This window comes from Pseudomonas sp. REB1044 (assembly GCF_038813925.1).
GTDB lineage: Bacteria > Pseudomonadota > Gammaproteobacteria > Pseudomonadales > Pseudomonadaceae > Aquipseudomonas > Aquipseudomonas boreofloridensis.
This window is the reverse complement of record NZ_CP046139.1, coordinates 4,409,789-4,436,571: the sequence shown is the minus strand read 5'-3', so window position 1 is coordinate 4,436,571 and position 26,783 is coordinate 4,409,789. Positions and strand designations below refer to the sequence as shown.

The window sequence follows — 26,783 nt, the reverse complement described above, 5'->3', positions numbered from 1 at the left end:
ATCAATGCGAATAATTATCAAATTGATCGTATTCACTGCGTCAGCCTTCCTATGGTGCGTAGTTCTGCCGAGGGCCTCAAGGTGCTCGGCTGTCTTCTGCGAGGTAACCCGATGATGCGTCGTACGGCTGCTCTATTCGTCCTCTTGGCCAGCTTTACGCTTTCGACCCAGGCGTTGGCTGACGCTCCCGCCCAGCGCTGGGTCAGCGCGGGTGGTGCGCTGAGCGAATGGATCAGTGCCCTGGGGGGGAGCCGCGTCTGGTCGGCGTCGACACCACTAGCCAGCATCCGCCGTCGCTCAAGGCCTTGCCGAGCATTGGCTATCAACGCCAACTGTCGGCCGAAGGCATTCTGAGCCTGCGTCCCGATGTGCTGGTGGGCACTGAAGAAATGGGGCCGCCGCCGGTGTTGGCGCAGGTCCGTGCGGCGGGCGTGCGTGTCGAATTATTTTCCAGCGCAGCCGATCTGGTAGCAGTGGACCAGAATCTTGCGCACCTGGGTGTGTTGCTCGGAGCCCAGCAACAAGCCCGCGAGCTGACGACCCGCTACCATCGTGAGCTCGAGGCACTGAGCACCAAGATCGAACAGGCCCAGGCTCACCAGCGCGCGCCAGGCGTACTGCTGCTGGTCGGGCATGCCGGCGCCAAGCCGCTGATTGCGGGGCAGGGCACGGCAGGCGATTGGCTATTGCGTCAAGCGGGTGCGCGCAACCTGGCCGATCATCAGGGCTACAAGAATTTTTCCGTCGAAGCGCTGGCTGGGCTGGACCCGGATGTGGTGGTGTTCTCTGACCGTGCGCTGGCGGGTGACCAGGCGCTCGCTGCTTTGCTCAAGGAGAATCCGGGGCTTGCTGCGTCGCGTGCGGCACGCGACAAGCGCCTGTTGTCGCTGGATCCCACCTTGCTTGTCGGTGGTTTAGGGCCACGCCTCCCAGCCACACTGCATGAGCTGGCAGCGGCGTTCTATCCGGCAGACAAGGCCAGCCTTGCCCCATGAGGCAACGCGTCCGCCCGCGCGCGCTGTTCATCGGTCTTACCCTCCTGTGCGTGCTGGCGGTGTGGTTGTCGCTGGCGCTGGGGCCGGTTAGCCTGCCGTTGCTCGACGTCCTGCGCGCAGGCGCACGATTGCTGGGGTTGCCGCTCCAAGGCGCGGGGCTTGAGCAGGCCGAGTTGATTCTCGGTCAGATTCGCCTGCCGCGCACGTTGTTGGGACTGGCGGTTGGTGCCGTGCTGGCACTGTCCGGTGTGGCCATGCAGGGGCTGTTTCGCAATCCGCTGGCCGACCCCGGCTTGGTCGGTGTCGCCAGTGGCGCGGCGTTCGGTGCCGCCGTCGCCATTGTCGGTGGAAGCTGGGTGGGTGGCTTACCCGACCTCCTGGCGCCCTACTTGCTATCGTTCTGTGCGTTCATAGGTGGGCTCGGCGTCACTGCGTTGGTCTATCGCCTGGGCCGACGTGACGGGCAGACGGACGTCGCCACCATGCTGTTGGCCGGTATTGCCATGACCGCGCTGGGTGGATCGGCAGTCGGGCTGTTCACTTATCTGGCGGATGACGCCACTTTGCGGACCTTGACCTTCTGGAACCTGGGCAGTCTCAACGGCGCCAGCTATCAGCGCCTGTGGCCGCTGCTGCTCGTGGCCCTGGGCGTGAGTCTGTGGCTGCCGCGTAGGGCGCGGGCGCTCAATGCCTTGTTGCTGGGTGAGTCGGAGGCTCGTCATCTGGGTATCGAAGTCGAGACACTCAAGCGTGAACTGGTGTTCTGCACGGCGCTGGGCGTGGGTGCGGCGGTTGCCGCGGCGGGGTTGATCGGATTTGTCGGACTGGTGGTGCCGCACTTGGTGCGACTGCTCGCAGGGCCGGATCACCGGGTACTGCTGCCAGCCTCGTTGCTGGCTGGCGGCGCGCTGCTGCTGTTCGCCGACTTGGTGGCGCGGCTGGCGCTGGCGCCTGCCGAGTTGCCCATCGGTATCGTCACGGCATTCATCGGTGCACCCTTCTTTCTGTTCCTATTGGTCAGGAGGAACCGCTGATGCTCGAAGTCGAGGGTTTGTCGCTCAGTCGAGGCGGTGCCGAAGTCCTGCGGGATATCAACCTGCAGTTGCGCGCAGGGAAGGTGTTGGGCGTCCTGGGACCCAATGGTGCAGGCAAAAGCAGCCTGCTAGGGGCCTTGAGCGGTGAGCTAGCGCCCAGTCAGGGTCAGGTCAGGCTGCATGGGAGGGACCTCGCGCAGTGGTCGGGCCCAGAGCGTGCTCGGCGCCTGGCGGTGTTGCCGCAAGCGTCCAGTCTCGGATTCGCTTTCAGCGTCGAAGAGGTGGTGGGCATGGGGCGCTTACCTCACGACAGCGGGCAACAGTCTGACCGGCAGATCATCGACGCGGCGCTGGAGGCCGCCGATGTCTTGCATCTGAGCGCGCGCAACTACTTGGCACTGTCTGGTGGCGAGCGCCAGCGCGTGCACCTGGCGCGGGTACTGGCCCAGTTGTGGCCCGGTAACGAAGGCGCGATTCTACTGCTCGACGAACCCACCTCGGCGCTGGATCCGCTGCATCAGCATACGACCCTGCAAACGGTGCGGCGATTCGCGGATTGCGGAGCGTCCGTTTTGCTGATTCTGCACGATCTGAATCTGGCAGCGCGCTACTGCGACCATATCCTGTTGCTTGAGCAGGGCAGGACCCATGCCTACGGAGCGCCGACCGAGGTGCTCACACCCCAGGCGCTGAAGTCGGTATTTGGCATCGATATGCTGGTGCAGGCGCATCCAGAATTGGGACATCCGCTGATCATCGCCCGTTGACGATGTTAGCACGGGTGTGTTCGATCAACGAGCGTTGTCCAGGCAAAAAAAGACCCGGCAAATTGCCGGGTCAATAACCGTGATTAGCCTGATGAGGAGATAATCTGAGAGTCCGAACCAGGGGCTTTCAGTTTATCCAACCAGTCTCGCGACCAGTTGTGATAATCATAACGATTCTCATTTCGTGGTCAACCTCTTTTTTACACTCATCACGATTTTTTTTGCGGGACTGTCTTGGCATCCAACTGCTGGTTCAGCGCTTGTTTGCGCTCGGCCGGCAGGTCATTCCAATGCATGTCCAGCAGTGCGGCTTCTATGGCGTACAGCAATACCTTCGAGGCACGGAACCCTCGGGTCTTGACTGCCTGGTACGCGCCGACCGCACCCAGGCGGCGCAGGTCGGATACGCTGTGGATGCCGGAGGCATGCAACCACTGCGCAGAGGTCTTGCCCAGATTCTTCAGATGCTGCAACTCATCATTCATCGAGCCTCCTTGCGCTGGCCGATCGGTTCTGTGGATAAATCGCGAACGGTCAGACTGGAGTGTAGCGGGGCTTGGCACAGGCGCGGCCTTTCGCCATCGGATGACGACGGACTGCCCATGTGCCACTTCGATCACCCCGCGCTTGTCACAAACCCGGCAGGCGCTGGCGGATCTGCTCGATCAACTGGTCCATGCTGGCGCTTTCATGGGTATCGACACGCTTGCCGTGTACCGCCTCCTCGTCGTCCAGTGGCTCGCGACTGGCTTGCTGGGCCTTGACGACCTCCAGCGTGGCGTCGGATGGATCGACATTTTCCGTCTGACGCTGCTCAAGCCAACTGATGATGACCGCCTCGGGGGCTTGGCAGTCGAGGATCAGGAAAGGCACGCCTGTGCTACTGGCCACATTCGCTACGGCCTTGCGCTGTTCGCGCTTGAGGTAGGTGGCGTCTAGCACGACGGGGAAACCGGCGCGCAGGATGGTGTCTGCCAGAGCGTTCAGGCGCTGGTAGGTCGCTGTACTTGCTTCCTGGTCGTAGATCCCGGCTTGCAGCTCGCCGGTACTGTGTACGGGCTGTTCACCGAATAGACGCTTGCGCTCCACATCCGAGCGTACGCGAATCGCTCCCAGCGATTCCACCAAGCGCATGGCCACGTGGCTCTTGCCCACCGCCGAGACGCCATGGGTAATGGCCAACAGGCGCGAAGGAATGGCGCTGTAGCTTTCAGCCAGATCGGCGTACTTGCGGTAGGTGCGCAGGGTGGTGGCGCGTTGCATGCCGTCGGCGTCAGGCGCCATGCTGAACAAGGCGACCTTGGCCCGCACCAGGGCCCGGTAGGCCTTGTAGAAGTTCAGCAACTCCAGGCCCTGGTAATCGCCGGTCAGCTCCAGGTACTGACTGATGAAGCGGCGAGCCAGACACTTGAGGCCACGGTCTTCCAGGTCCATGGCCAGGAATCCGACGTCGGCGTAGACGTCGGTGAGGCGAAACGGCTCGTTGAACTCGATGCAGTCGAAGATCACCACCTTGCCGTCGATCACGGTGGCATTGCCCAAGTGGATGTCACCGTGGCATTCACGAATGAAGCCGTCGCGTTTGCGCGCTTGCAGTAGGCCGTGCAGCCGCTCGAAGCTGCTGCGCGCCCAGGCTTGCAGGGCATCGAGCTGCTGCAGGTCGGCCTTGTCGGTGAGGAAAGGGCGGATCTGCTCGAAATTCTGCTCGACCGGCGCCATCACTGATTCGGGTGTGCCCAGGGGGTGCTCGACCGGCACCTGCGGCGCCTGCAGATGGAATTCGGCGATCTGCCGGGCCATCTGGTCGATATGTCCGGCGTTCAGTTCACCGTTGGCCTGCAGCGTGCCGAGCATCTGGCCTTGGGGGAACTGGCGCATTTTCAGGGCGTATTCGATCGCCTTGCCCGTGCCGCCGATCTGTGGCGCATCGGCGCTGCCCGTGATCGGCAGCACTTCCAGGTAGAGGCCGTCGGTCAGGCGCTGATTCAGGCGCAACTCTTCGTTACAGAAATGCTGGCGTTGCTCCAGCGTGGTGAAATCCAGAAACCCGAAGTTCATCGGTTTCTTGATCTTGTAGGCATATTCGCCCGTGAGCAGCACCCAGGAGATGTGCGTCTCGATGAGCTCGAAACCCTCGACGGCGTGAGGGTAGAGGGCGGGGTTCTGCAGCGCGCTGATCAGGGCTTGGCTCACGGAGATCCTTCCGGGGGTCAGGGAATTCGAAGCTCACATTATGGTCAATGCAGCCGCCCCTGCCTACCGCCGCAGGCCGACCCCAGCCTTCGCAAAGTGCGTATAATCCGCCGCCATGACTCGAACTCGAAATCCCCGAACTCCGAAAAAACGTCCGCCCAGCCGCTCCCGCGTCTGGCTGGGCTGGGCGCTGAAGCTCAGCCTGGTCGGCCTGGTGGTGATCGCCGGCTTTGCGGTGTATCTCGACGCTGTCGTCCAGGAGAAGTTCTCCGGCAAGCGCTGGACCATCCCGGCCAAGGTCTATGCTCGGCCGCTGGAGCTCTTCACAGGCCAGAAGCTGAGCAAGGACGACTTCCTCACCGAACTCGATGCCCTGGGCTATCGCCGTGAAACCGCCGTCAATGGTCCTGGTGAAGCGTCGATCAACGGTGGCACGGTGGACCTCAACACCCGTGGCTTCCAGTTCTACGAAGGCATGGAGCCTGCGCAGTTCGTGCGCGTGCGCTTCTCCGGCGATTATGTGGCCGGGCTGGCGGGCGCCAACGGCGCCAAGCTCGATGTGGTGCGGCTGGAGCCGCTGATGATTGGCGGCATCTACCCGAAAAATCTCGAAGACCGCATTCTGATCAATATCGATCAGGTGCCGCCGTACTTGCTGGAAACCCTGATCGCGACCGAAGACCGCGATTTCTACAGTCACCATGGTGTGTCGCCCAAGTCGATTGCACGGGCCATGTGGGTCAATACTTCGTCCGGCGCCATGCGCCAAGGCGGCAGCACCTTGACTCAGCAGTTGGTGAAGAACTTCTTCCTGACCAACGAGCGCAGCCTTAGCCGCAAGCTGACCGAAGCGATGATGGCCTTGCTGCTGGAACTGCACTACGACAAGCGCGAGATCCTCGAAGCCTATTTGAACGAAGTGTTCGTCGGTCAGGATGGTCAGCGTGCGGTACACGGATTCGGTCTTGCCAGCCAGTTCTTCTTCAGCCAGCCGCTGTCCGAACTGAAGCTGCACCAGATCGCGCTGCTGGTGGGCATGGTCAAGGGGCCGTCCTATTACAATCCTCGGCGATATCCGGAGCGCGCATTGCAGCGTCGCAACCTGGTGCTCGACCTGCTGGCCCAGCAAGGTGTGGCCAGTCAGGAGGTCGTCGATGCCGCGAAGAAGATGCCGTTGGGTGTCACCAAGCGCGGCAGCCTTGCAGACAGCTCCTTCCCGGCGTTCCTCGACCTGGTCAAGCGTCAACTGCGCCAGGACTATCGCGACGAAGACTTGACCGAGGAAGGCCTGCGGATTTTCACCAGTTTCGATCCGATCCTGCAAATGAAGGCTGAAACGGCCATGACCGACACCTTCAAGCGTTTGGCCGGCCGCAAAGGCGCTGATGAGGTCGAGTCGGCGATGGTGGTGACCAACCCGGAAACCGGCGAAGTGCAGGCGCTGATCGGCAGTCGGCAATCGGGCTTCGCTGGCTTCAATCGGGCCATCGATGCCGTGCGCCCGATCGGTTCCCTGGTCAAGCCCGCGGTTTACCTGACCGCGCTCGAACAACCGAACAAGTACACCCTGACCAGTTGGGTGCAGGACGAACCGTTCTCGGTCAAGGGCGCCGATGGTCAGGTCTGGCGTCCGCAGAACTACGACCGTCGCCCGCACGGCACCATCTACCTCTATCAGGGCTTGGCCAACTCCCTCAACCTGTCCACGGCCAAACTCGGCCTGGAGGTGGGGGTGCCCAACGTACTCAAGACCATCGGCCGCCTCGGTGTGCAGGTGGACTGGCCTGCATTCCCCTCGATGCTGCTGGGGGCCGGTGGCATGTCGCCGATGCAGGTTGCGACCATGTACCAGACCATTGCCAATGGCGGCTTCAATACGCCGATGCGCGGTATTCGCAGTGTGCTGACCGCCGAGGGCGAGCCGCTCAAGCGCTACCCGTTCCAGATCCAGCAGACCTTCGACCCCGGCGCCATTTACCTGGTGCAGAACGCCATGCAGCGGGTGATGCGCGAGGGCACCGGACGCTCGGTGTACAACGTGCTGCCGAATAACCTGACCTTGGCAGGTAAGACCGGCACCAGCAACGATTCGCGCGACAGTTGGTTCTCCGGGTTCAGCCAGGATCTGCTGGCGGTGGTCTGGCTTGGCCGCGACGACAACGGCAAGACGCCCTTTACGGGTGCTACCGGTGCGCTGCAGGTGTGGACCAGCTTCATGCGCAAGGCCGATCCGCTGCCGTTGGACATGCCGCAGCCGGACAACGTGGTCCTGGCCTGGATCGACCCGCACAGCGGCCAGGGCTCGGATGCCAGCTGTCCGGGAGCGGTGCAGATGCCGTATATTCGCGGCAGCGAACCAGCGCCCGGCACGGCCTGTGGCGGCGAGCAGAATCCTGCCGAGTCGGTCATGGATTGGGTCAAGGGCTGGATGAATTGAGTGGCTGTATTGAAGAGGGTATGACGTGAACAAGTGGTGGTTTCCTGCCTTGACCGCGCTGGCCGTGTTGCACGGTTGCGCCAGCGTCCCGCGTGGCGCCATACCGGTGGTGGATTCGAGCACCCGGGTCTCGAACAGCGAGCGCGTGACCGCCAATCGGGGTGCGCCGGTGCGGGCACCGAGCGGCGGCACGTCCCAGGCTCAGTCGCTGCCTGAAGACTCGGGCGTCACCGTGATGATCCCGCAAGGCGCGGGCTCGGCGCCGATCCAGACCTACCCGGCACAGACCGGTGCTGCGCCCTTGAGCACCGGCCCGATCACCACCAGCCCTAACCCGGCCGGTGATGAGCCGTTCGATATCGCCGCCATGAACAATGCGCCAGCGGCCAGCAATGCGCCGACCGGCATCCCGCGCAGCAGTGCCGGTGGGCTGTCGGCGGACGAGCAGCTCGATGGGCCGGTACTCGCCTTGCTCACCACTGCCCAGCAGCAGCAGGGCGGCGGCGATTTCAATGGCGCCGCGTCGAGCCTCGAACGTGCCCAACGTATCGCCCCGCGTGAGCCACAGGTGCTGTTCCGCCTGGCCCAGGTGCGACTGTCCCAGGGTGATGCCGCGCAGGCCGAGCAACTGGCTCGCCGGGCGTTGACCTATGCCAACGGCCGTCCTGATCTGCAAGCCGAGTTGTGGAACGTCATCGCCCAGGCCCGTGACAAGCAAGGTGACAGTGCTGGCGCGGCGTCGGCCCGTCAGAAGGCGCGGACCGCGTCGTGATGGAGCAGCGTATCCTCGAAATCGCCGATCATCTGCTGCTGATCGAGCGGGAGCTGCAGATCCAGGGTTGGTGGGATGAGCATCCGCCCAGCCCTGAGTCACTTGCCAGCAACGTCCCCTTCGCAGTCGACAGCCTAACGTTCGAGCAATGGCTGCAATGGATTTTCCTGCCACGCATGAAGTTGATTCTCGAGCATGGGCATCCCCTGCCCAACGCGTCGGGGATTCTGGTCATGGCCGAAACCGTGTTTGCTCATCGCCCTGAAGAAAGTCGTGAGCTTCGGCGGCTGCTGGCCGCATTCGACGAATTGATCACGCCATCTGCCTGATTTTCTCTGTTTTTGCTTCCGGGGCCGCAGATTGTGGCCCTTTTTTATGGAAATCTTTATTTTCCTGCTGCGTCACTGCTTTTTAGTGGTGGATGAAATTGAACTCTTGGAAAAACTGGCAATAATTTTTCTTGACTTGCACGCGCTGAATCAGAAGAATCCAGTTTCCGCTGTAGGGGGACTGCCAGAAGCAGACCCGCTAGGCAGATCATGAGGCGCACACCCGCGCCGACTCGCTACACCCCGCAACGCGTTACCTCGCGCTGGGTGGGAAAACCCCGCAACACTCTGGGGCGCTCCCAATACTTGCTCAGTCAGTGCTGACGTTCGCTCATGCTCTGCTTGGCAGTAAACCTATTAAGACCCGCCCGGATGGGGCGGTATTCTGGCGTTTTAGAGGTGAACAACGTGGAGCTTTTATCTGGCGCTGAGATGGTCGTCCGCTTCTTGCGTGACGAAGGCGTTAAGCACATCTACGGGTACCCTGGCGGTGCTCTCCTGCATGTTTACGATGCCCTGTTCAAGGAACCGGAAGTCGAACACATCCTGGTTCGTCATGAACAGGCGGCCACCCACATGGCCGACGGCTACGCCCGTGCCACCGGCAAGGCGGGTGTGGTGCTGGTGACCTCTGGTCCCGGGGCGACCAATGCCATCACCGGCATCGCCACCGCCTATATGGACTCGATACCGATGGTCATCCTGTCGGGCCAGGTGCCGAGCACCATGGTCGGCACCGATGCCTTCCAGGAAACCGACATGATCGGGATCTCGCGGCCGATCGTGAAGCACAGCTTCATGATCAAGCACCCGACCGAGATCGCCGAGACGCTGAAGAAAGCCTTCTATCTGGCTCAATCCGGCCGTCCGGGCCCCGTTGTGGTCGACATTCCGAAGGACATGACCAACCCGGCCGAGAAATTCGAATACGTCTACCCGAAAAAGGTCAAGCTGCGCTCCTACAGCCCAGCCGTACGTGGTCACTCCGGGCAGATCCGCAAGGCGGCCGAGATGCTCGTGGCCGCCAAGCGCCCCATCATCTATTCCGGTGGCGGCGTGATTCTGGGTGGCGGTTCTGCGGCGCTGACCGAAATCGCCAAGTCACTGAACCTGCCGGTGACCAATACCCTGATGGGATTGGGCGGCTTCCCGGGCACTGATCGCCAGTTCCTCGGCATGCTCGGCATGCACGGCAGCTACACCGCCAACCAGGCGATGCACAATGCCGATGTCATCCTTGCGGTCGGCGCGCGCTTCGACGACCGTGTGGTCAATGGACCGGCCAAGTTCTGTCCGAATGCCAAGATCATCCACATCGACATCGACCCGGCGTCGATTTCCAAGATGATCAAGGCCGATGTGCCGATTGTCGGCCCAGTCGACAGCGTGCTCAGCGAGATGCTGACGATCCTCAAGGAAATCGGCGAGAAGCCTGAGAAGGGCGCGCTGGAGGCCTGGTGGAAGCAGATCGACGAATGGCGCGGTGATCGCGGTCTGTTCCCTTACGACAAGGGTGACGGCAGCGTGATCAAGCCCCAGCAGGTAATCGAGACGCTGTGCGAAGTGACCCGAGGCGATGCCTTCGTCACGTCCGACGTGGGCCAGCACCAGATGTTCGCAGCGCAGTACTACCGGTTCAACAAACCCAATCGCTGGATCAACTCCGGTGGCCTGGGCACGATGGGCTTCGGTTTCCCGGCCGCCATGGGTATCAAGCTCAACTTCCCGGATCAGGACGTGGCCTGCGTGACGGGTGAAGGCAGCATCCAGATGAACATTCAGGAACTGTCCACCTGCATGCAGTACGGCCTGCCGGTGAAGATCGTCAACCTGAACAACGGCGTGCTGGGCATGGTTCGCCAGTGGCAGGATATGGCCTACAACGGCCGTCACTCCCACTCCTACGTCGAGTCGCTGCCTGACTTCATCAAGCTGGCCGAGGCTTATGGCCATGTGGGTATTCGCATCACCCGCCTGGAAGATCTCAAGCCGAAGCTGGAAGAGGCCTTCGCGATGAAGGACCGCCTGGTGTTCATCGACATCGCGGTGGACCGGTCCGAGCACGTCTATCCCATGCAGATCAAGGATGGCTCGATGCGTGACATGTGGCTGAGCAAGACGGAGCGTACCTGATATGCGGCACATCATTTCCCTGCTGCTGGAAAACGAACCCGGTGCCTTGTCGCGCGTGGTTGGTCTGTTCTCCCAGCGCAACTACAACATCGAAAGCCTGACCGTGGCACCGACCGAGGACCCGACGTTGTCGCGCCTCACCTTGACCACCGTGGGCCATGACGAAGTGATCGAGCAGATCACCAAGAACCTGAACAAGCTGGTGGAAGTGGTCAAGCTGGTCGACCTCTCGGAGAGCGCCCACATCGAGCGCGAACTGATGTTGGTCAAGGTCAAGGCCACCGGCGCCCAGCGTGCCGAGATCAAGCGCACCACGGACATTTTCCGTGGCCAGATCGTGGACGTCACCGCCAGCGTGTATACCGTGCAACTGAGCGGAACCAGCGACAAGCTGGACAGCTTCATTCAGGCGATCGGCACCGCATCGATTCTCGAAACCGTGCGCAGTGGCGTCACCGGCATTGCCCGTGGCGACAAAGTCCTCAGCATCTAACTTCATCCAATTAGCGATGGCCCTGCGGGGCCGAGATATAACCAGGGGTATTTCCATGAAAGTGTTCTACGACAAAGACTGCGACCTCTCCATCATCCAGGGCAAGAAAGTCGCCATCATCGGTTACGGCTCCCAAGGTCACGCCCAGGCGTGCAACCTGAAGGACTCCGGTGTAGACGTCACCGTCGGTCTGCGTAAAGGTTCGGCCACCGTCGCCAAGGCAGAAGCCCACGGCCTGAAAGTGGCTGACGTGGCCTCGGCCGTCGCCGCTGCCGACCTGGTCATGATCCTGACCCCGGACGAATTCCAGGGCACCCTGTACAAAACCGAGATCGAGCCGAACATCAAGAAAGGCGCTACCCTGGCCTTCTCCCACGGCTTCGCCATCCACTACAACCAGGTCGTTCCGCGTGCCGACCTCGACGTGATCATGATCGCGCCGAAAGCGCCGGGTCACACCGTTCGCTCCGAGTTCGTCAAAGGCGGCGGTATTCCTGACCTGATCGCTGTTTACCAGGACGCCTCGGGCAACGCCAAGAACGTCGCGCTGTCCTACGCCGCAGGTGTCGGTGGCGGCCGTACCGGCATCATCGAAACCACCTTCAAGGACGAGACCGAAACCGACCTGTTCGGCGAGCAGGCCGTTCTGTGCGGCGGCACCGTTGAGCTGGTCAAGGCCGGTTTCGAGACGTTGGTCGAAGCCGGTTATGCGCCGGAAATGGCCTACTTCGAGTGCTTGCACGAGCTGAAGCTGATCGTCGACCTCATGTACGAAGGCGGCATCGCCAACATGAACTACTCGATCTCCAACAACGCCGAGTACGGTGAGTACGTCACCGGCCCTGAAGTCATCAACGAAGAATCCCGCAAGGCCATGCGCAATGCCCTCAAGCGCATCCAGGACGGCGAGTACGCGAAGATGTTCATCAGCGAAGGTGCTACCAACTATCCGTCGATGACCGCCAAGCGTCGCAACAACGCAGCCCACGGTATCGAAGTGATCGGCGAGCAACTGCGCTCGATGATGCCTTGGATCGCGGCCAACAAGATCGTCGACAAGACCAAGAACTGAGTCTTGCTCGAATAGATGAAAACGCGGCTTCGGCCGCGTTTTTTCGTTTAGGCCGCCCGCATCTGGTATAAAGCGACCAGAGGTCGGCTGTCAGAACCTGTTTCGCCGGCCCATGTCGAATCTATTCCACCCCGTTGCAAGGTACTTTTCATGACCGAACGTCCCGAAGAGCCGAACAAGCCCTCCGACGCCGAAAGCCTGCTACCTGTCGATGAGCATGTCGAAGAAGGTCACGATGCCGAAGGGCGCAAGGTCCGGCACCGCGGTATCTACCTGTTGCCCAACCTGTTCACCACCGCCAACCTGTTCGCCGGTTTCTACTCGATCATCAACTCCATCAGCGCGCAAAGCGCTTTGAGCGCGGGCGATCCGCGCGAAGCGAGCAAGTATTTCGCTTTCGCGGCCATCGCCATCTTCGTTGCCATGGTGCTCGACAGCCTCGATGGCCGCGTGGCACGCATGACCAACACCCAGAGCGCCTTCGGCGCCGAGTATGACTCGCTTTCCGACATGGTCGCCTTTGGTGTGGCGCCCGCCTTGCTGGCCTTCGGCTGGGCACTGGGTGACATGGGCAAGGTCGGCTGGATGGTTGCCTTCATCTATGTGGCGGGCGCCGCACTGCGTCTGGCCCGTTTCAATACTCAGGTTGGCACGGCCGACAAGCGCTACTTCATCGGCCTGGCCAGTCCGGCAGCGGCAGGCGTGGTGGCCGGTACTGTCTGGGCTTTCAGCGATTACGGCATCCAGGGTTCGAAATTGTCCTTCCTGGTCGCGCTGCTGGTTGCGGCCGCCGGCATGCTGATGGTCAGCAACATCAAGTACAACAGCTTCAAGGAACTCGACCTGAAAGGCCGTGTGCCGTTCGTTGCCATCCTGGCCGTGGTGTTGGTGTTCGCCGTGGTATTCAGTGATCCGCCACGCATCCTGCTGCTGATCTTCCTCGGTTATGCGATCTCCGGTCCCGTGCAGTACTTGCTGCGCACCCGTCGGCGCAAGAACTGAAAAATAGTTAATGCTGGAATAACCTCCCGGCTCCAGAGTCTTACTGGTACATCCCTCACCAGTGCTTTGGAGCCGTCATGCTCATCAAGCTGCCTAGATCGTCCGATTGCCACGAATCGGAGGTCACCCCTGAAAGCCTCTACGTCTCACGCCGCTCCCTGTTAGGGGGCTCGATGGCCGGTTTGGCGTTGTCGGCGTTGCCGCGGCTCGGCCAGGCTGCACAGGTCTCGCGTTATGCCGATGTCGATGATGGCGCCGCGCCCGCATGGCTTAAGGACAAGCTTGAGCATGCACGCTGGCAGGCAGTGACGGTTAAGGACGAACCCGTCACGCCTTTCAAGGACGCTACCCACTACAACAATTTCTATGAGTTCGGGCCTGACAAAGGGATCCTGCTACCAATGCAGGCAGTCTGAAAACCGAGCCCTGGAGCTTGGTCGTCGATGGTGAGGTCGGTAAGCCGGGACGCTATGCGCTGGAAGACTTCGTCAAGCCACTGCATTTGGAGGAACGGATCTATCGGCTGCGTTGCGTCGAGGCCTGGTCGATGGTGATCCCTTGGCTGGGGTTTCCATTGGCCGATGTGCTCAAGCAGGTTGAGCCCACCACCAAGGCTCGCTACGTCCGCTTCGAAACGCTGCAGGATCCCCAGAGCATGCCAGGGCAACGTTCCGGCTTCGCCTTGATCGACTGGCCTTACGTGGAAGGGCTGCGTCTGGATGAGGCGATGAATCCGCTGGCGATATTGGCGGTGGGCATGTACGGGCGCGAGCTGGCTAACCAGAATGGGGCTCCGCTGCGCTTGGTGGTGCCGTGGAAGTATGGCTTCAAGAGCATCAAGTCGATCGTGCGGATGAGCCTGGTGAGTGAGCAGCCCCACACGACTTGGCAGGGCTTGGCGCCCAGTGAGTACGGCTTCTATGCCAACGTCAATCCGCAGGTCGATCATCCGCGTTGGAGCCAGGCGCGTGAGCGGCGTCTGCCCAGTGGCCTGTTCAGCCCTAACGTGCGTGCCACCCAGATGTTCAATGGTTATGAAGAAGAAGTCGCATCGCTCTATAGCGGCCTCGATCTGAGGAAAAACTATTGATGCGCTATCCCTGGTTTCGCCTGGCGATTTTTCTCATCGGTTGCTCGTTCCCGCTTTGGTGGCTGTATGAAGCGGCCGTGAGTCTGTTGGGGCCTGATCCGGGGAAGGTCATGATGGACCGTCTGGGGCTTGGCGCGCTGATTTTCCTGCTGATCAGCTTGTGCATGACGCCTTTTCAGAAGCTGACGGGATGGCCTGGCTGGATCGTGGTTCGACGCCAGTTGGGGCTGTGGGCGTTTGCTTACATCGTGCTTCACGTCCTGGCCTACCTGTTCTTTATTCTGGGGCTGGATTGGGGGCAGTTGGCGATCGAGTTGCGTAAGCGGCCTTATATCATTGTGGGGGCGTTGGGCTTGCTTGGGTTGCTGGTGTTGGCTGTCACCTCGAATCGCTACAGTCAGCGGCGACTGGGGGCGCGGTGGAAGAAGTTGCACCGTCTGGTGTATGGCGTGTTGGCCCTTGGGTTGCTGCATTACCTGTGGATTGTTCGCTCGGACCTGGAAGAATGGGCGTTCTATGCGGCCCTTGGGGTGCTTTTGTTGGTGCTGCGAGTTCCGGTGGTGGCTCGGGGTTTGGGGCGGGTAGGTCGCAGGCGGATAAATGCACGGTAAGTACGCATGAGGCGACGACGCGGGGTAGGGGGCTCAATCGCCTTAGCGACCAACTTGTTTCAACTATTTGAATTTATTTGAAATTAAGCCTTGACCGCCGTTCAGATCCCCTTATAATGCGCCCCACTTCCGCAGCAAACGGAACGCGAAACTCCTTGAGAATCAACGAGTTAAGCGAGTTCGTTGCGGTGCGAAGGGCTTCGATCCTCGGGTTGAAAGCGGTGAAAAAGGCAGTTGACAGCATCGAATGGTGCTGTATGATTCGCCTCCCGCTACGAGAGATCGCAGCGAGTCAAGTGTTTGAAGCTAAACGAGTTTCTCGGAAAGAACTTCAAAATAAACGCTTGACACGAAGTAAGGCTGCTGTAGAATGCGCGGCCTCGGTTGAGACGAAGCGCTCTTAGCCAAACGCTCTTTAACAAATCGAATCAAGCAATTCGTGTGGGTGCTTGTGAGTATGGACTGATCGTCGCCTAGATTATCAGCATCACAAGTGGCCATGCGAGAAATCACATAGTCATTTGAGATTGCTGAGTCAAGTTTAGGGTTTCTTAAAAACCCAAGCAGTATTGAACTGAAGAGTTTGATCATGGCTCAGATTGAACGCTGGCGGCAGGCCTAACACATGCAAGTCGAGCGGATGAGAGGAGCTTGCTTCTCGATTCAGCGGCGGACGGGTGAGTAATGCCTAGGAATCTGCCTGGTAGTGGGGACAACGTTTCGAAAGGAACGCTAATACCGCATACGTCCTACGGGAGAAAGCAGGGGACCTTCGGGCCTTGCGCTATCAGATGAGCCTAGGTCGGATTAGCTAGTTGGTGAGGTAATGGCTCACCAAGGCGACGATCCGTAACTGGTCTGAGAGGATGATCAGTCACACTGGAACTGAGACACGGTCCAGACTCCTACGGGAGGCAGCAGTGGGGAATATTGGACAATGGGCGAAAGCCTGATCCAGCCATGCCGCGTGTGTGAAGAAGGTCTTCGGATTGTAAAGCACTTTAAGTTGGGAGGAAGGGTTGTAGATTAATACTCTGCAATTTTGACGTTACCGACAGAATAAGCACCGGCTAACTCTGTGCCAGCAGCCGCGGTAATACAGAGGGTGCAAGCGTTAATCGGAATTACTGGGCGTAAAGCGCGCGTAGGTGGTTTGTTAAGTTGGATGTGAAAGCCCCGGGCTCAACCTGGGAACTGCATCCAAAACTGGCAAGCTAGAGTACGGTAGAGGGTGGTGGAATTTCCTGTGTAGCGGTGAAATGCGTAGATATAGGAAGGAACACCAGTGGCGAAGGCGACCACCTGGACTGATACTGACACTGAGGTGCGAAAGCGTGGGGAGCAAACAGGATTAGATACCCTGGTAGTCCACGCCGTAAACGATGTCAACTAGCCGTTGGAATCCTTGAGATTTTAGTGGCGCAGCTAACGCATTAAGTTGACCGCCTGGGGAGTACGGCCGCAAGGTTAAAACTCAAATGAATTGACGGGGGCCCGCACAAGCGGTGGAGCATGTGGTTTAATTCGAAGCAACGCGAAGAACCTTACCAGGCCTTGACATGCAGAGAACTTTCTAGAGATGGATTGGTGCCTTCGGGAACTCTGACACAGGTGCTGCATGGCTGTCGTCAGCTCGTGTCGTGAGATGTTGGGTTAAGTCCCGTAACGAGCGCAACCCTTGTCCTTAGTTACCAGCACGTTATGGTGGGCACTCTAAGGAGACTGCCGGTGACAAACCGGAGGAAGGTGGGGATGACGTCAAGTCATCATGGCCCTTACGGCCTGGGCTACACACGTGCTACAATGGTCGGTACAGAGGGTTGCCAAGCCGCGAGGTGGAGCTAATCTCACAAAACCGATCGTAGTCCGGATCGCAGTCTGCAACTCGACTGCGTGAAGTCGGAATCGCTAGTAATCGCGAATCAGAATGTCGCGGTGAATACGTTCCCGGGCCTTGTACACACCGCCCGTCACACCATGGGAGTGGGTTGCACCAGAAGTAGCTAGTCTAACCTTCGGGGGACGGTTACCACGGTGTGATTCATGACTGGGGTGAAGTCGTAACAAGGTAGCCGTAGGGGAACCTGCGGCTGGATCACCTCCTTAATCGAAGACATCAGCCTGCTGATGAGCTCCCACACGAATTGCTTGATTCATTGTGAAAAGACGATGCTGTAACGCGACCCTGTTATAGGTCTGTAGCTCAGTTGGTTAGAGCGCACCCCTGATAAGGGTGAGGTCGGCAGTTCAAATCTGCCCAGACCTACCAATTACTTGGTGCGGCCTACGAGATGTAGCAGATACACGGGCCATAGCTCAGCTGGGAGAGCGCCTGCCTTGCACGCAGGAGGTCAGCGGTTCGATCCCGCTTGGCTCCACCACCTTTGTACAGCACTGTTAGAACTCAGAAATGAGCATTCGCGCGTCGTGTTGACGCCGCGTTGGAATGTTGATTTCTGGCTTTTGCCAGATCGTTCTTTAAAAATTCGGATATGTGATAGATACAGACTGATGACCAGTTTCACTGCTGGACATCAGGCTGAGGTAAAATTTGTGAGTTCTGCTCGAAAGAGCGACGTGCGAATTTTCGGCGAATGTCGTCTTCACAGTATAACCAGATTGCTTGGGTTATATGGTCAAGTGAAGAAGCGCATACGGTGGATGCCTTGGCAGTCAGAGGCGATGAAAGACGTGGTAGCCTGCGATAAGCTTTGGGGAGTCGGCAAACAGACTGTGATCCAGAGATCTCTGAATGGGGGAACCCACCTAGGATAACCTAGGTATCTTGTACTGAATCCATAGGTGCAAGAGGCGAACCAGGGGAACTGAAACATCTAAGTACCCTGAGGAATAGAAATCAACCGAGATTCCCTTAGTAGTGGCGAGCGAACGGGGACCAGCCCTTAAGTTGATTTGAGATTAGTGGAACGCTCTGGAAAGTGCGGCCATAGTGGGTGATAGCCCCGTACACGAAAGTCTCTTTTCAATGAAATCGAGTAGGACGGAGCACGAGAAACTTTGTCTGAACATGGGGGGACCATCCTCCAAGGCTAAATACTACTGACTGACCGATAGTGAACCAGTACCGTGAGGGAAAGGCGAAAAGAACCCCGGAGAGGGGAGTGAAATAGAACCTGAAACCGTATGCGTACAAGCAGTGGGAGCCTACTTTGTTAGGTGACTGCGTACCTTTTGTATAATGGGTCAGCGACTTATATTCAGTGGCGAGCTTAACCGAATAGGGGAGGCGTAGCGAAAGCGAGTCTTAATAGGGCGCTTAGTCGCTGGGTATAGACCCGAAACCGGGCGATCTATCCATGGGCAGGTTGAAGGTTAGGTAACACTGACTGGAGGACCGAACCGACTACCGTTGAAAAGTTAGCGGATGACCTGTGGATCGGAGTGAAAGGCTAATCAAGCTCGGAGATAGCTGGTTCTCCTCGAAAGCTATTTAGGTAGCGCCTCATGTATCACTGCTGGGGGTAGAGCACTGTTTCGGCTAGGGGGTCATCCCGACTTACCAAACCGATGCAAACTCCGAATACCAGCAAGTGCCGAGCATGGGAGACACACGGCGGGTGCTAACGTCCGTCGTGAAAAGGGAAACAACCCAGACCGTCAGCTAAGGTCCCAAAGTCATGGTTAAGTGGGAAACGATGTGGGAAGGCTTAGACAGCTAGGAGGTTGGCTTAGAAGCAGCCATCCTTTAAAGAAAGCGTAATAGCTCACTAGTCGAGTCGGCCTGCGCGGAAGATGTAACGGGGCTCAAACCATGCACCGAAGCTACGGGTATCACCTTTGGTGATGCGGTAGAGGAGCGTTCTGTAAGCCTGTGAAGGTGAGTTGAGAAGCTTGCTGGAGGTATCAGAAGTGCGAATGCTGACATGAGTAACGACAATGCGAGTGAAAAACTCGCACGCCGAAAGACCAAGGTTTCCTGCGCAACGTTAATCGACGCAGGGTTAGTCGGTCCCTAAGGCGAGGCTGAAAAGCGTAGTCGATGGAAAACAGGTTAATATTCCTGTACTTGCAGTTATTGCGATGGAGGGACGGAGAAGGCTAGGCCAGCCTGGCGTTGGTTGTCCAGGTTTAAGGTGGTAGGCTGAAATCTTAGGCAAATCCGGGATTTCAAGGCCGAGAGCTGATGACGAGTTGCCTTTAGGCGACGAAGTGGTTGATGCCATGCTTCCAAGAAAAGCTCCTAAGCTTCAGATAACTGGGAACCGTACCCCAAACCGACACAGGTGGTTAGGTAGAGAATACCAAGGCGCTTGAGAGAACTCGGGTGAAGGAACTAGGCAAAATGGCACCGTAACTTCGGGAGAAGGTGCGCCGGCGAGGGTGAAGGACTTGCTCCGTAAGCCCATGCCGGTCGAAGATACCAGGCCGCTGCGACTGTTTATTAAAAACACAGCACTCTGCAAACACGAAAGTGGACGTATAGGGTGTGACGCCTGCCCGGTGCCGGAAGGTTAATTGATGGGGTTAGCGCAAGCGAAGCTCTTGATCGAAGCCCCGGTAAACGGCGGCCGTAACTATAACGGTCCTAAGGTAGCGAAATTCCTTGTCGGGTAAGTTCCGACCTGCACGAATGGCGTAACGATGGCGGCGCTGTCTCCACCCGAGACTCAGTGAAATTGAAATCGCTGTGAAGATGCAGTGTATCCGCGGCTAGACGGAAAGACCCCGTGAACCTTTACTATAGCTTTGCACTGGACTTTGAGCTTGCTTGTGTAGGATAGGTGGGAGGCTTTGAAGTGGGGACGCCAGTTCTCATGGAGCCATCCTTGAAATACCACCCTGGCAACCTTGAGGTTCTAACTCAGGTCCGTGATCCGGATCGAGGACAGTGTATGGTGGGTAGTTTGACTGGGGCGGTCTCCTCCCAAAGAGTAACGGAGGAGTACGAAGGTGCGCTCAGACCGGTCGGAAATCGGTCGTAGAGTATAAAGGCAAAAGCGCGCTTGACTGCGAGACAGACACGTCGAGCAGGTACGAAAGTAGGTCTTAGTGATCCGGTGGTTCTGTATGGAAGGGCCATCGCTCAACGGATAAAAGGTACTCCGGGGATAACAGGCTGATACCGCCCAAGAGTTCATATCGACGGCGGTGTTTGGCACCTCGATGTCGGCTCATCACATCCTGGGGCTGAAGCCGGTCCCAAGGGTATGGCTGTTCGCCATTTAAAGTGGTACGCGAGCTGGGTTTAGAACGTCGTGAGACAGTTCGGTCCCTATCTGCCGTGGACGTTTGAGATTTGAGAGGGGCTGCTCCTAGTACGAGAGGACCGGAGTGGACGAACCTCTGGTGTTCCGGTTGTCACGCCAGTGGCATTGCCGGGTAGCTATGTTCGGAAGAGATAACCGCTGAAAGCATCTAAGCGGGAAACTTGCCTCAAGATGAGATCTCACTGGGATCTAGAATCCCCTGAAGGGCCGTCGAAGACTACGACGTTGATAGGTGGGGTGTGTAAGCGCTGTGAGGCGTTGAGCTAACCCATACTAATTGCCCGTGAGGCTTGACCATATAACACCCAAGCAATTTGAGCGTGAGCGCCGAATTGTGGTGGTGAAGACGAAAGAACCGAAAGTTCGCGACGAATCACAGAATCACATATCCGAATAGGCTGGGGTGTCCGCAGGGGCGCACTGGCAACCGAATTTCTTGACGACCATAGAGCATTGGAACCACCTGATCCCATCCCGAACTCAGCAGTGAAACGATGCATCGCCGATGGTAGTGTGGGGTTTCCCCATGTGAGAGTAGGTCATCGTCAAGATTCATTTCGCAAAACCCCTATCTGCGTGAGCAGGTAGGGGTTTTGTCTTTTCTGGTGGGTGATAATTTCCGACAGGATAGGATCGAGGACGGTTCTCACGACGAGCTCAGACGTGCCTGTCCTCTGCAATCAATGGTAACTGTGCCTGTAACGCACCATCTCCCACATTTTCGGTCGGAACACTAGAATAGAGCCGACTTTCCTACCAGACCCCCCTATGCCTAACGTCGCCGACCCTGAAGCGCTGGCCGATCTGCCGCTGGATGACCTCGTGGCTTGTCATGAGTGCGACCTGCTGCTACGCAGACCCGTTTTGAAAAACGATGAGAAAGCCCTATGCCCGCGTTGCGGCTATGAGCTCTACGCGCATCGACATAATGTGGTCAATCGAAGTCTGGCATTGGTCCTGACCGCCCTGTTGCTCTACGTTCCGGCCAACTTCCTACCTATCATGCAGCTTCACTTGTTCGGCCAGACCTCCGACGACACCGTCTGGAGCGGCGTGCTAGGCCTGTATCATTCCGATATGCGAGGAGTCGCCGTGGTGGTGTTCCTCTGCAGCATGGCTATTCCGCTGCTCAAGCTGCTATGTCAGTTGCTGGTACTGTTGAGTATTCGCCTGAATGTCGGTCGCAGTCATGGCTTGCTGGTCTATCGCATTTATCACCACCTGCGTGAGTGGGGCATGCTTGAGGTCTATTTCATGGGCGTACTGGTGGCGATCGTCAAACTGGTCGATCTTGCGCAATTGACGCTGGGACTGGGGCTGTTTTGCTTTATCAGCCTGTTGCTGGTCCAAGTCTGGCTCGAGGTGGTGATGTCCCCGCATCAGATCTGGGTCGCGCTGTCGGGGGAGGACACCCATGCGGGCCATTGATGCCGGTATTCTGGTGTGCAACGAATGTCATGCGTTAAACCGTCAGCGTCATGGCCACGACTCGCAGACCTGTAGCCGTTGTGGCGCTGTGGTGCATGCCCGGCGCCCTAATAGCATCGTCTACACCTGGGCTTTGCTCATCACGGCGATGATTCTCTACATTCCGGCCAATCTGCTGCCGATCATGACCGTCAGCACACTGGGGCAGGGCAGTCCGGACACCATCATGTCCGGGGTCATTACATTGATGAAGCATGGCATGTTGCCGATTGCCGCCGTGGTCTTCACCGCCAGTATTCTGGTGCCTACCTTCAAGCTGATCGGTATAGGGCTGTTGCTGTACTCGGTTCAGCGCCACCAGCCTCTTTCCGCACGGCAGCGGATTTTGATGTACCGGTTCATTGAGTTCATCGGTCGCTGGTCGATGCTGGATATCTTCGTCATCGCCATCTTGGTGGCCGTGGTGAAATTCGGCCGTATTGCCAGTGTCGAACCCAATCTCGGCGCCGTTGCTTTCGCTGCCGTGGTGATTTTGACGATGCTTGCTGCCTTAACTTTCGATCCCCGACTGATCTGGGACAACACGGAGTCGGATGACGACCATGAGTGATCTGCCAACGGCAAAAACCCGCCCAGCTTCCAATTGGTCGGCCATCTGGATCCTTCCCTTGATTGCGCTACTTATCGGCGGTTGGCTTGCCTGGCAGGCTTATCGTGATGCGGGTGTGGAGATCCAGGTGCGCTTCGAAACGGGTGAGGGGATCGTCGCCAACAAGACTGAGGTCATCTTCAAAGGGATGTCGGTCGGTAAGGTCAAGTCATTGGTGCTGGATGCCGAAGGCAGCAATAAAGGCGTGATCGCGACCATCGAGATGAATAAGGCAGCCGAAGTACACCTGACCACAGGCACACGCTTTTGGCTGGTCAAACCGAGCGTGAGCCTTGCTGGCATATCGGGACTCGAAACGCTGGTCTCCGGCAACTACATTGCAGTCGATCCGGGACAGGGTGAGCCTACCAAGCGGTTCAAGGCCTTGGCCGAGGCGCCGCCGCTGTCCGATAAGGAGCCAGGCTTGCACCTGACCCTCAAGGCTGACCGTCTGGGGTCGCTGAACCGTGACAGTCCGGTGTTCTATAAACAGATCCAAGTCGGCAAGGTGAAGAGCTACAAACTGTCCGATGATCACGATACGGTCGAGATCAAGCTGTTCATCGAACCTGAATACGCGAACCTGGTGCGCAAACATACGCGCTTCTGGAATGCCAGCGGTATCAGCATCGACGCCAACCTGTCCGGCGTGAAGGTGCGCAGTGAGTCGCTGTCGAGCATCATCGCGGGCGGTATCGCCTTCGCCACGCCTGAGCATCGCAAGGACAGCCCGCCCACCGACCCGAATCTCCCGTTCCGGCTGTACGAAGATTTCGATGCTGCTCAAGCCGGTATCCGGGTCAAGGTGCACCTGACCGACTATGACGGTTTGCAGGCTGGCCGTACGCCTGTGATGTACAAGGGGATTCAGGTCGGCTCGATGAAGACCCTGAAGATCGACGACGACCTCACCGGTGCAATGGCAGAACTGACGCTCGATCCGCTGGCCGAGGACTACCTGGTCGAGGGTACGCAGTTCTGGGTAGTCAAACCGTCCATTTCCCTGGCCGGTATCACCGGTATCGAGGCGCTGGTCAAAGGTAACTACATCGCCATTCGGCCGGGCGAGAAAGGGGCGCGTCCGCAGCGCGAGTTTGAAGCCCGCCCCAAGGCGCCGCCACTCGATCTCAGGGCACCCGGCCTGCACTTGGTGCTGTTCGCCGATACGCTAGGTTCGCTGGAGGTGGGCAGTCCGGTGACCTACCGCCAGGTCCGGGTCGGCAGCGTGCAGAGCTATCAGTTCGCTCGCAACAGCAAGCGTATTCTGATTGGCGTTCATATCGAGAAGGAGTACGCCAATCTGGTCAATGGTTCTACACGTTTCTGGAATGCCAGCGGCATCACGCTCACCGGCGGTCTATCGGGTATCAAGATCAAGAGTGAGTCGCTGCAAACGCTGATGGCTGGCGGGATCGCATTCGATACGCCGCAGCCAAACGTGCCTTTGAAACGGCATATCCCGCGCTTCCGCCTGCTGGAGAACGAGGAGGCCGCCAATCGAGCTGGCAGCCTGATTACCATTCGCGTGGATCGCGCCGATGGTCTGAAGCCCGGTACGCCGATCCGCTTCCGTGGTCTTGAAGTCGGCAGCCTCGAAAGCGTCGACCTCACTGCCGACCTGCAGGCTGTGCTGCTGCGTGCGCGGATTACCGAGTCGGCAGACCGTATCGCTCGTGTAGGGACTCAATTCTGGGTGGTGAAGCCGGCGCTCGGGCTGGTTCGCACCGAGAACCTGGATACCTTGGTCAGTGGGCAGTACCTGGAGGTGCAGCCTGCCTCGAACAATCGAGGGCCGCAGCGCGATTTCATCGCCTTGAGCGAGGCCCCTGAAGTGAAAGGTCCTGAACTTGGCCTGCCGCTGACACTCAGCGCATCGAGGCGCGGCTCCATCAAGCCTGGCGTACCGGTCACTTATCGAGAGGTGCAAGTAGGCAAGGTCACCGGCTATGAGCTGGGCCAGAGTGCCGATCGTGTGTTGATCCACATACTCATCGAGCCTCGTTATGCGGCCTTGGTGCGCGGCGGTAGTCGTTTCTGGAACAGCAGCGGCTTTGGTTTCGACTGGGGCCTGTTCAAGGGCGCCACAGTGCGTACCGAATCGTTGGAAACTCTCATTGACGGTGGTATCGCCTTCGCGACGCCAGACGGGGAGCAGATGGGCAATCCTGCACGTGCGCAGCAGACTTTCCCGCTGTTCGACAAGCCAGACGACGCCTGGTTAGTGTGGGCGCCCAAGATTCCGCTGGGCAAATAGAACAACTGCCGGGCTGCCAAGCGCAGCCCGTTCTTGTGAACGCACGTTGACTACAAAGCATGCTCAAATTTCAGGCAACAAAAAACCGACCCTAAGGTCGGTTTTTTTGTTCAAGCGCGTCGCTTAGGCAACTGCAGCTTCTTTCAGCGCCTTGATGTGGCCATTCAGACGGCCTTTGTGGCGAGCAGCCTTGTTCTTGTGGATGATGCCTTTGTCGGCCATACGGTCGATGACAGGCACAGCCAGAGTGTAGGCAGCTTGCGCTTTTTCGGCGTCTTTAGCGTCGATGGCCTTGACTACGTTCTTGATGTAGGTACGGACCATGGAACGCAGGCTGGCGTTGTGGCTGCGACGCTTCTCAGCCTGTTTTGCACGTTTCTTGGCGGAAGGTGTGTTGGCCACCGTCGAGCTCCTCGAAAGACTTTTGGGTAAATAGCAAACAAATAAGGCCGCGAATCATGCCGATGACTCGGACGGATGTCAAGGCCAGTTGCAAGGATCTGCCGAGTGGCATGCGAGCGCGGAAGGAGAGATTCCTTTCTGCGCAACGACCTGTAAACTCGGAAGTTTATTGCACCCCTGCAGAGAAGCGGGATTATCGCATACTCCAGCGCCATCTGGCAGCGCTCTCAAGTCTCAGGCGTAAAACTTTTCGATGAACCTGCTCAAATCCCTGGCTGCAGTCAGTTCGATCACCATGATTTCCCGGGTGCTCGGCTTTGTGCGCGACACCATACTGGCGCGCATTTTCGGCGCTGGCGTGGCCACCGACGCCTTCTTCATCGCCTTCAAACTGCCCAATCTGTTGCGACGTATTTTTGCCGAAGGCGCGTTTTCCCAGGCATTCGTGCCTATTCTGGCCGAGTACAAATCCCAACAAGGCGAGGAGGCGACGCGAACTTTCATCGCTTACGTCAGCGGCCTGCTCACACTGGTGTTGGCATTGGTCACGGCACTGGGGATACTGGCTGCGCCCTGGGTGGTGTGGGTCACCGCGCCAGGTTTCGTCGACAGCGCCGAGAAGTACGCGCTCACCACTGCGCTGCTGCGAGTGACCTTTCCTTATATATTGCTGATCTCGCTGTCGTCGCTGGTAGGAGCGATTCTCAACACCTGGAACCGCTTCACGGTACCGGCGTTCACGCCCACGCTGTTGAACGTGGCGATGATCGGCTTCGCCGTGTTTCTCACGCCTTATTTCGACCCGCCGATCATGGCGTTGGCCTGGGGTGTGCTGGCCGGCGGCCTTGCGCAGTTGCTCTACCAACTGCCCGCGTTGAAGAAAATCGGCATGCTCGTACTCCCGCGCCTGAATTTGCGCGATACAGGTGTATGGCGCGTGCTCAAGCAGATGCTGCCAGCAATCCTCGGGGTGTCGGTGAGCCAGATTTCTTTGATCATCAACACCATCTTCGCCTCGTTCCTGGTCGCCGGGTCGGTGTCCTGGATGTACTACGCCGACCGTCTCATGGAGTTACCCTCGGGGTGCTGGGCGTGGCGCTGGGAACCATTCTGTTGCCTACGCTGGCCAAGACCTACGCCAATCGGGATCGTGAAGAGTACTCGCGAATTCTCGACTGGGGCCTGCGCCTGTGCTTCCTGCTGGTATTGCCCTGCACCTTGGCCCTGGCGATCCTCGCCGAACCCCTGACGGTAGCGCTGTTCCAGTATGGCAAGTTCACCGCGACCGATGCCGCGATGACCCAGAGAGCACTGATCGCCTACTCCGTGGGACTGCTGGCGATCATTCTGGTCAAGGTGCTGGCTCCAGGCTTCTATGCCCAGCAGAACATTCGTACCCCGGTCAGGATCGCGATCTTCACGCTGGTCTGCACCCAGTTGTTCAACCTGGCGCTGGTCGGTCCGCTGCAGCATGCGGGCCTGGCCCTGGCCATCAGCCTGGGTGCGTGCCTGAATGCCGGACTGCTGTTCTGGAAGCTGCGCAGCCATCAGTTGTTCCAGCCACAGCCTGGCTGGATGCTGTTCCTCGGCAAACTGGTGCTGGCGGTGACGCTGATGTCGGCGGTACTGTTGCTGGGCATGCACGTTATGCCGGCCTGGGAGCAGGGCAACATGCTCGCGCGCTTCCTGCGCCTGGGGGCGTTGATCGTCGCTGGCGTGGTGACTTACTTCGGCTGCCTGCTGCTGTGCGGCTTCCGGCCACGGCATTTTGCCCGCAAGGCGCTGCACTGAGGCCCTCCGTCGCCCTGGCGTCGATTTTTCCAACTCCATGGCCCGCCAAGGCGTTGCTGCCTGTCACCAGCGCCCTGGTGTGGTTATAATCGACCACTTTATG

At 58.7% G+C, this 26,783-nt stretch carries 16 protein-coding genes, 1 tRNA gene, 3 rRNA genes and 3 pseudogenes; 20 read left to right on the top strand and 3 right to left on the bottom strand.

Annotation, left to right across the window (positions count from 1 at the left end; translation table 11 throughout):
• The first annotated feature begins 111 nt into the window (after window positions 1-111).
• The 3 genes and pseudogenes from GKC70_RS20220 (at window position 112) to GKC70_RS20210 (ending at window position 2,796) form a co-directional block, all read left to right on the top strand.
• Window positions 112-995, top strand: a pseudogene (locus GKC70_RS20220) (ABC transporter substrate-binding protein).
• Between the two features lie 50 nt (window positions 996-1,045).
• On the top strand, window positions 1,046-2,029 hold the full coding sequence (locus tag GKC70_RS20215) for an iron ABC transporter permease (RefSeq protein WP_342651556.1): 984 nt from the start codon (window positions 1,046-1,048) through the stop codon (window positions 2,027-2,029).
• The gene (locus GKC70_RS20210) at window positions 2,029-2,796 is read left to right on the top strand and encodes a heme ABC transporter ATP-binding protein (RefSeq protein ID WP_342649716.1); all 768 of its coding nucleotides are present in this window, start codon (window positions 2,029-2,031) and stop codon (window positions 2,794-2,796) included. The genes GKC70_RS20215 and GKC70_RS20210 overlap by 1 nt, the downstream gene beginning before the upstream one ends.
• A gap of 209 nt (window positions 2,797-3,005) precedes the next feature.
• Here the strand turns inward: GKC70_RS20210 and GKC70_RS20205 are convergent, their stop codons facing one another.
• Both GKC70_RS20205 and GKC70_RS20200 read right to left on the bottom strand, forming a co-directional pair.
• Window positions 3,006-3,281, bottom strand: coding sequence for a TfoX/Sxy family protein (locus tag GKC70_RS20205; RefSeq protein ID WP_029612657.1), 276 nt, complete (start codon window positions 3,279-3,281; stop codon window positions 3,006-3,008).
• A 145-nt stretch (window positions 3,282-3,426) separates the two neighbouring features.
• Complete coding sequence (locus GKC70_RS20200) at window positions 3,427-4,989, bottom strand: bifunctional aminoglycoside phosphotransferase/ATP-binding protein (protein WP_317871417.1); 1,563 nt, start codon at window positions 4,987-4,989, stop codon at window positions 3,427-3,429.
• A gap of 115 nt (window positions 4,990-5,104) precedes the next feature.
• Here GKC70_RS20200 and mrcB point away from each other — a divergent pair, with 115 nt between their 5' ends.
• The 16 genes and pseudogenes from mrcB (at window position 5,105) to GKC70_RS20120 (ending at window position 24,487) form a co-directional block, all read left to right on the top strand.
• Window positions 5,105-7,426 (top strand): penicillin-binding protein 1B, encoded by a 2,322-nt coding sequence (gene mrcB / locus GKC70_RS20195; protein WP_342649715.1) that lies wholly within the window; start codon window positions 5,105-5,107, stop codon window positions 7,424-7,426.
• A gap of 25 nt (window positions 7,427-7,451) precedes the next feature.
• Complete coding sequence (locus tag GKC70_RS20190) at window positions 7,452-8,198, top strand: tetratricopeptide repeat protein (protein ID WP_342649714.1); 747 nt, start codon at window positions 7,452-7,454, stop codon at window positions 8,196-8,198.
• On the top strand, window positions 8,195-8,527 hold the full coding sequence (locus GKC70_RS20185) for a YqcC family protein (RefSeq protein ID WP_342649713.1): 333 nt from the start codon (window positions 8,195-8,197) through the stop codon (window positions 8,525-8,527). The genes GKC70_RS20190 and GKC70_RS20185 overlap by 4 nt, the downstream gene beginning before the upstream one ends.
• A gap of 408 nt (window positions 8,528-8,935) precedes the next feature.
• The gene (locus tag GKC70_RS20180) at window positions 8,936-10,660 is read left to right on the top strand and encodes an acetolactate synthase 3 large subunit (protein ID WP_342649712.1); all 1,725 of its coding nucleotides are present in this window, start codon (window positions 8,936-8,938) and stop codon (window positions 10,658-10,660) included.
• 1 nt (window position 10,661) lies between these two features.
• Window positions 10,662-11,153 (top strand): acetolactate synthase small subunit, encoded by a 492-nt coding sequence (gene ilvN / locus GKC70_RS20175; protein WP_003250040.1) that lies wholly within the window; start codon window positions 10,662-10,664, stop codon window positions 11,151-11,153.
• Window positions 11,154-11,208: 55 nt separating this feature from the next.
• Window positions 11,209-12,225 carry a ketol-acid reductoisomerase gene (ilvC, locus tag GKC70_RS20170; RefSeq protein WP_039575260.1) on the top strand — a complete coding sequence of 339 codons (1,017 nt, stop codon included), beginning with the start codon at window positions 11,209-11,211 and terminating at the stop codon, window positions 12,223-12,225.
• A 150-nt stretch (window positions 12,226-12,375) separates the two neighbouring features.
• On the top strand, window positions 12,376-13,227 hold the full coding sequence (gene pssA, locus GKC70_RS20165; RefSeq protein WP_029612651.1) for a CDP-diacylglycerol--serine O-phosphatidyltransferase: 852 nt from the start codon (window positions 12,376-12,378) through the stop codon (window positions 13,225-13,227).
• 77 nt (window positions 13,228-13,304) lie between these two features.
• Window positions 13,305-14,317: pseudogene (msrP, locus tag GKC70_RS20160) on the top strand (protein-methionine-sulfoxide reductase catalytic subunit MsrP).
• On the top strand, window positions 14,317-14,928 hold the full coding sequence (gene msrQ / locus GKC70_RS20155; protein ID WP_342649711.1) for a protein-methionine-sulfoxide reductase heme-binding subunit MsrQ: 612 nt from the start codon (window positions 14,317-14,319) through the stop codon (window positions 14,926-14,928). The pseudogene msrP and the gene msrQ overlap by 1 nt, the downstream one beginning before the upstream one ends.
• Window positions 14,929-15,499: 571 nt before the next feature.
• Window positions 15,500-17,034, top strand: a 16S ribosomal RNA gene (locus GKC70_RS20150).
• A gap of 86 nt (window positions 17,035-17,120) precedes the next feature.
• Window positions 17,121-17,197, top strand: a tRNA-Ile gene (locus tag GKC70_RS20145).
• A gap of 365 nt (window positions 17,198-17,562) precedes the next feature.
• Window positions 17,563-20,454, top strand: a 23S ribosomal RNA gene (locus GKC70_RS20140).
• Window positions 20,455-20,591: 137 nt separating this feature from the next.
• Window positions 20,592-20,707: ribosomal RNA gene (rrf, locus tag GKC70_RS20135) — 5S ribosomal RNA — on the top strand.
• Together the 16S, 23S and 5S rRNA genes with 1 tRNA gene alongside form the textbook arrangement of a ribosomal RNA operon.
• Window positions 20,708-20,924: 217 nt before the next feature.
• Window positions 20,925-21,584, top strand: coding sequence for a paraquat-inducible protein A (locus GKC70_RS20130; protein ID WP_342649710.1), 660 nt, complete (start codon window positions 20,925-20,927; stop codon window positions 21,582-21,584).
• Window positions 21,571-22,194: a paraquat-inducible protein A gene (locus GKC70_RS20125; protein ID WP_342649709.1), complete on the top strand. Its 624-nt coding sequence runs from the start codon at window positions 21,571-21,573 to the stop codon at window positions 22,192-22,194. Before GKC70_RS20130 ends, GKC70_RS20125 begins: the two co-directional genes overlap by 14 nt.
• Window positions 22,187-24,487, top strand: coding sequence for an MlaD family protein (locus GKC70_RS20120; protein WP_342649708.1), 2,301 nt, complete (start codon window positions 22,187-22,189; stop codon window positions 24,485-24,487). Before GKC70_RS20125 ends, GKC70_RS20120 begins: the two co-directional genes overlap by 8 nt.
• Window positions 24,488-24,610: 123 nt before the next feature.
• On the opposite strand, the gene rpsT is transcribed toward GKC70_RS20120, so the two are convergent.
• A complete protein-coding gene (rpsT, locus tag GKC70_RS20115) occupies window positions 24,611-24,889 on the bottom strand; it encodes a 30S ribosomal protein S20 (RefSeq protein ID WP_342649707.1) in 279 nt (92 codons plus the stop codon).
• 253 nt (window positions 24,890-25,142) lie between these two features.
• On the opposite strand from rpsT, the pseudogene murJ reads away from it, so the two are divergent.
• A pseudogene (murJ, locus tag GKC70_RS20110) lies at window positions 25,143-26,680 on the top strand (murein biosynthesis integral membrane protein MurJ).
• Window positions 26,681-26,783: the final 103 nt, after the last annotated feature.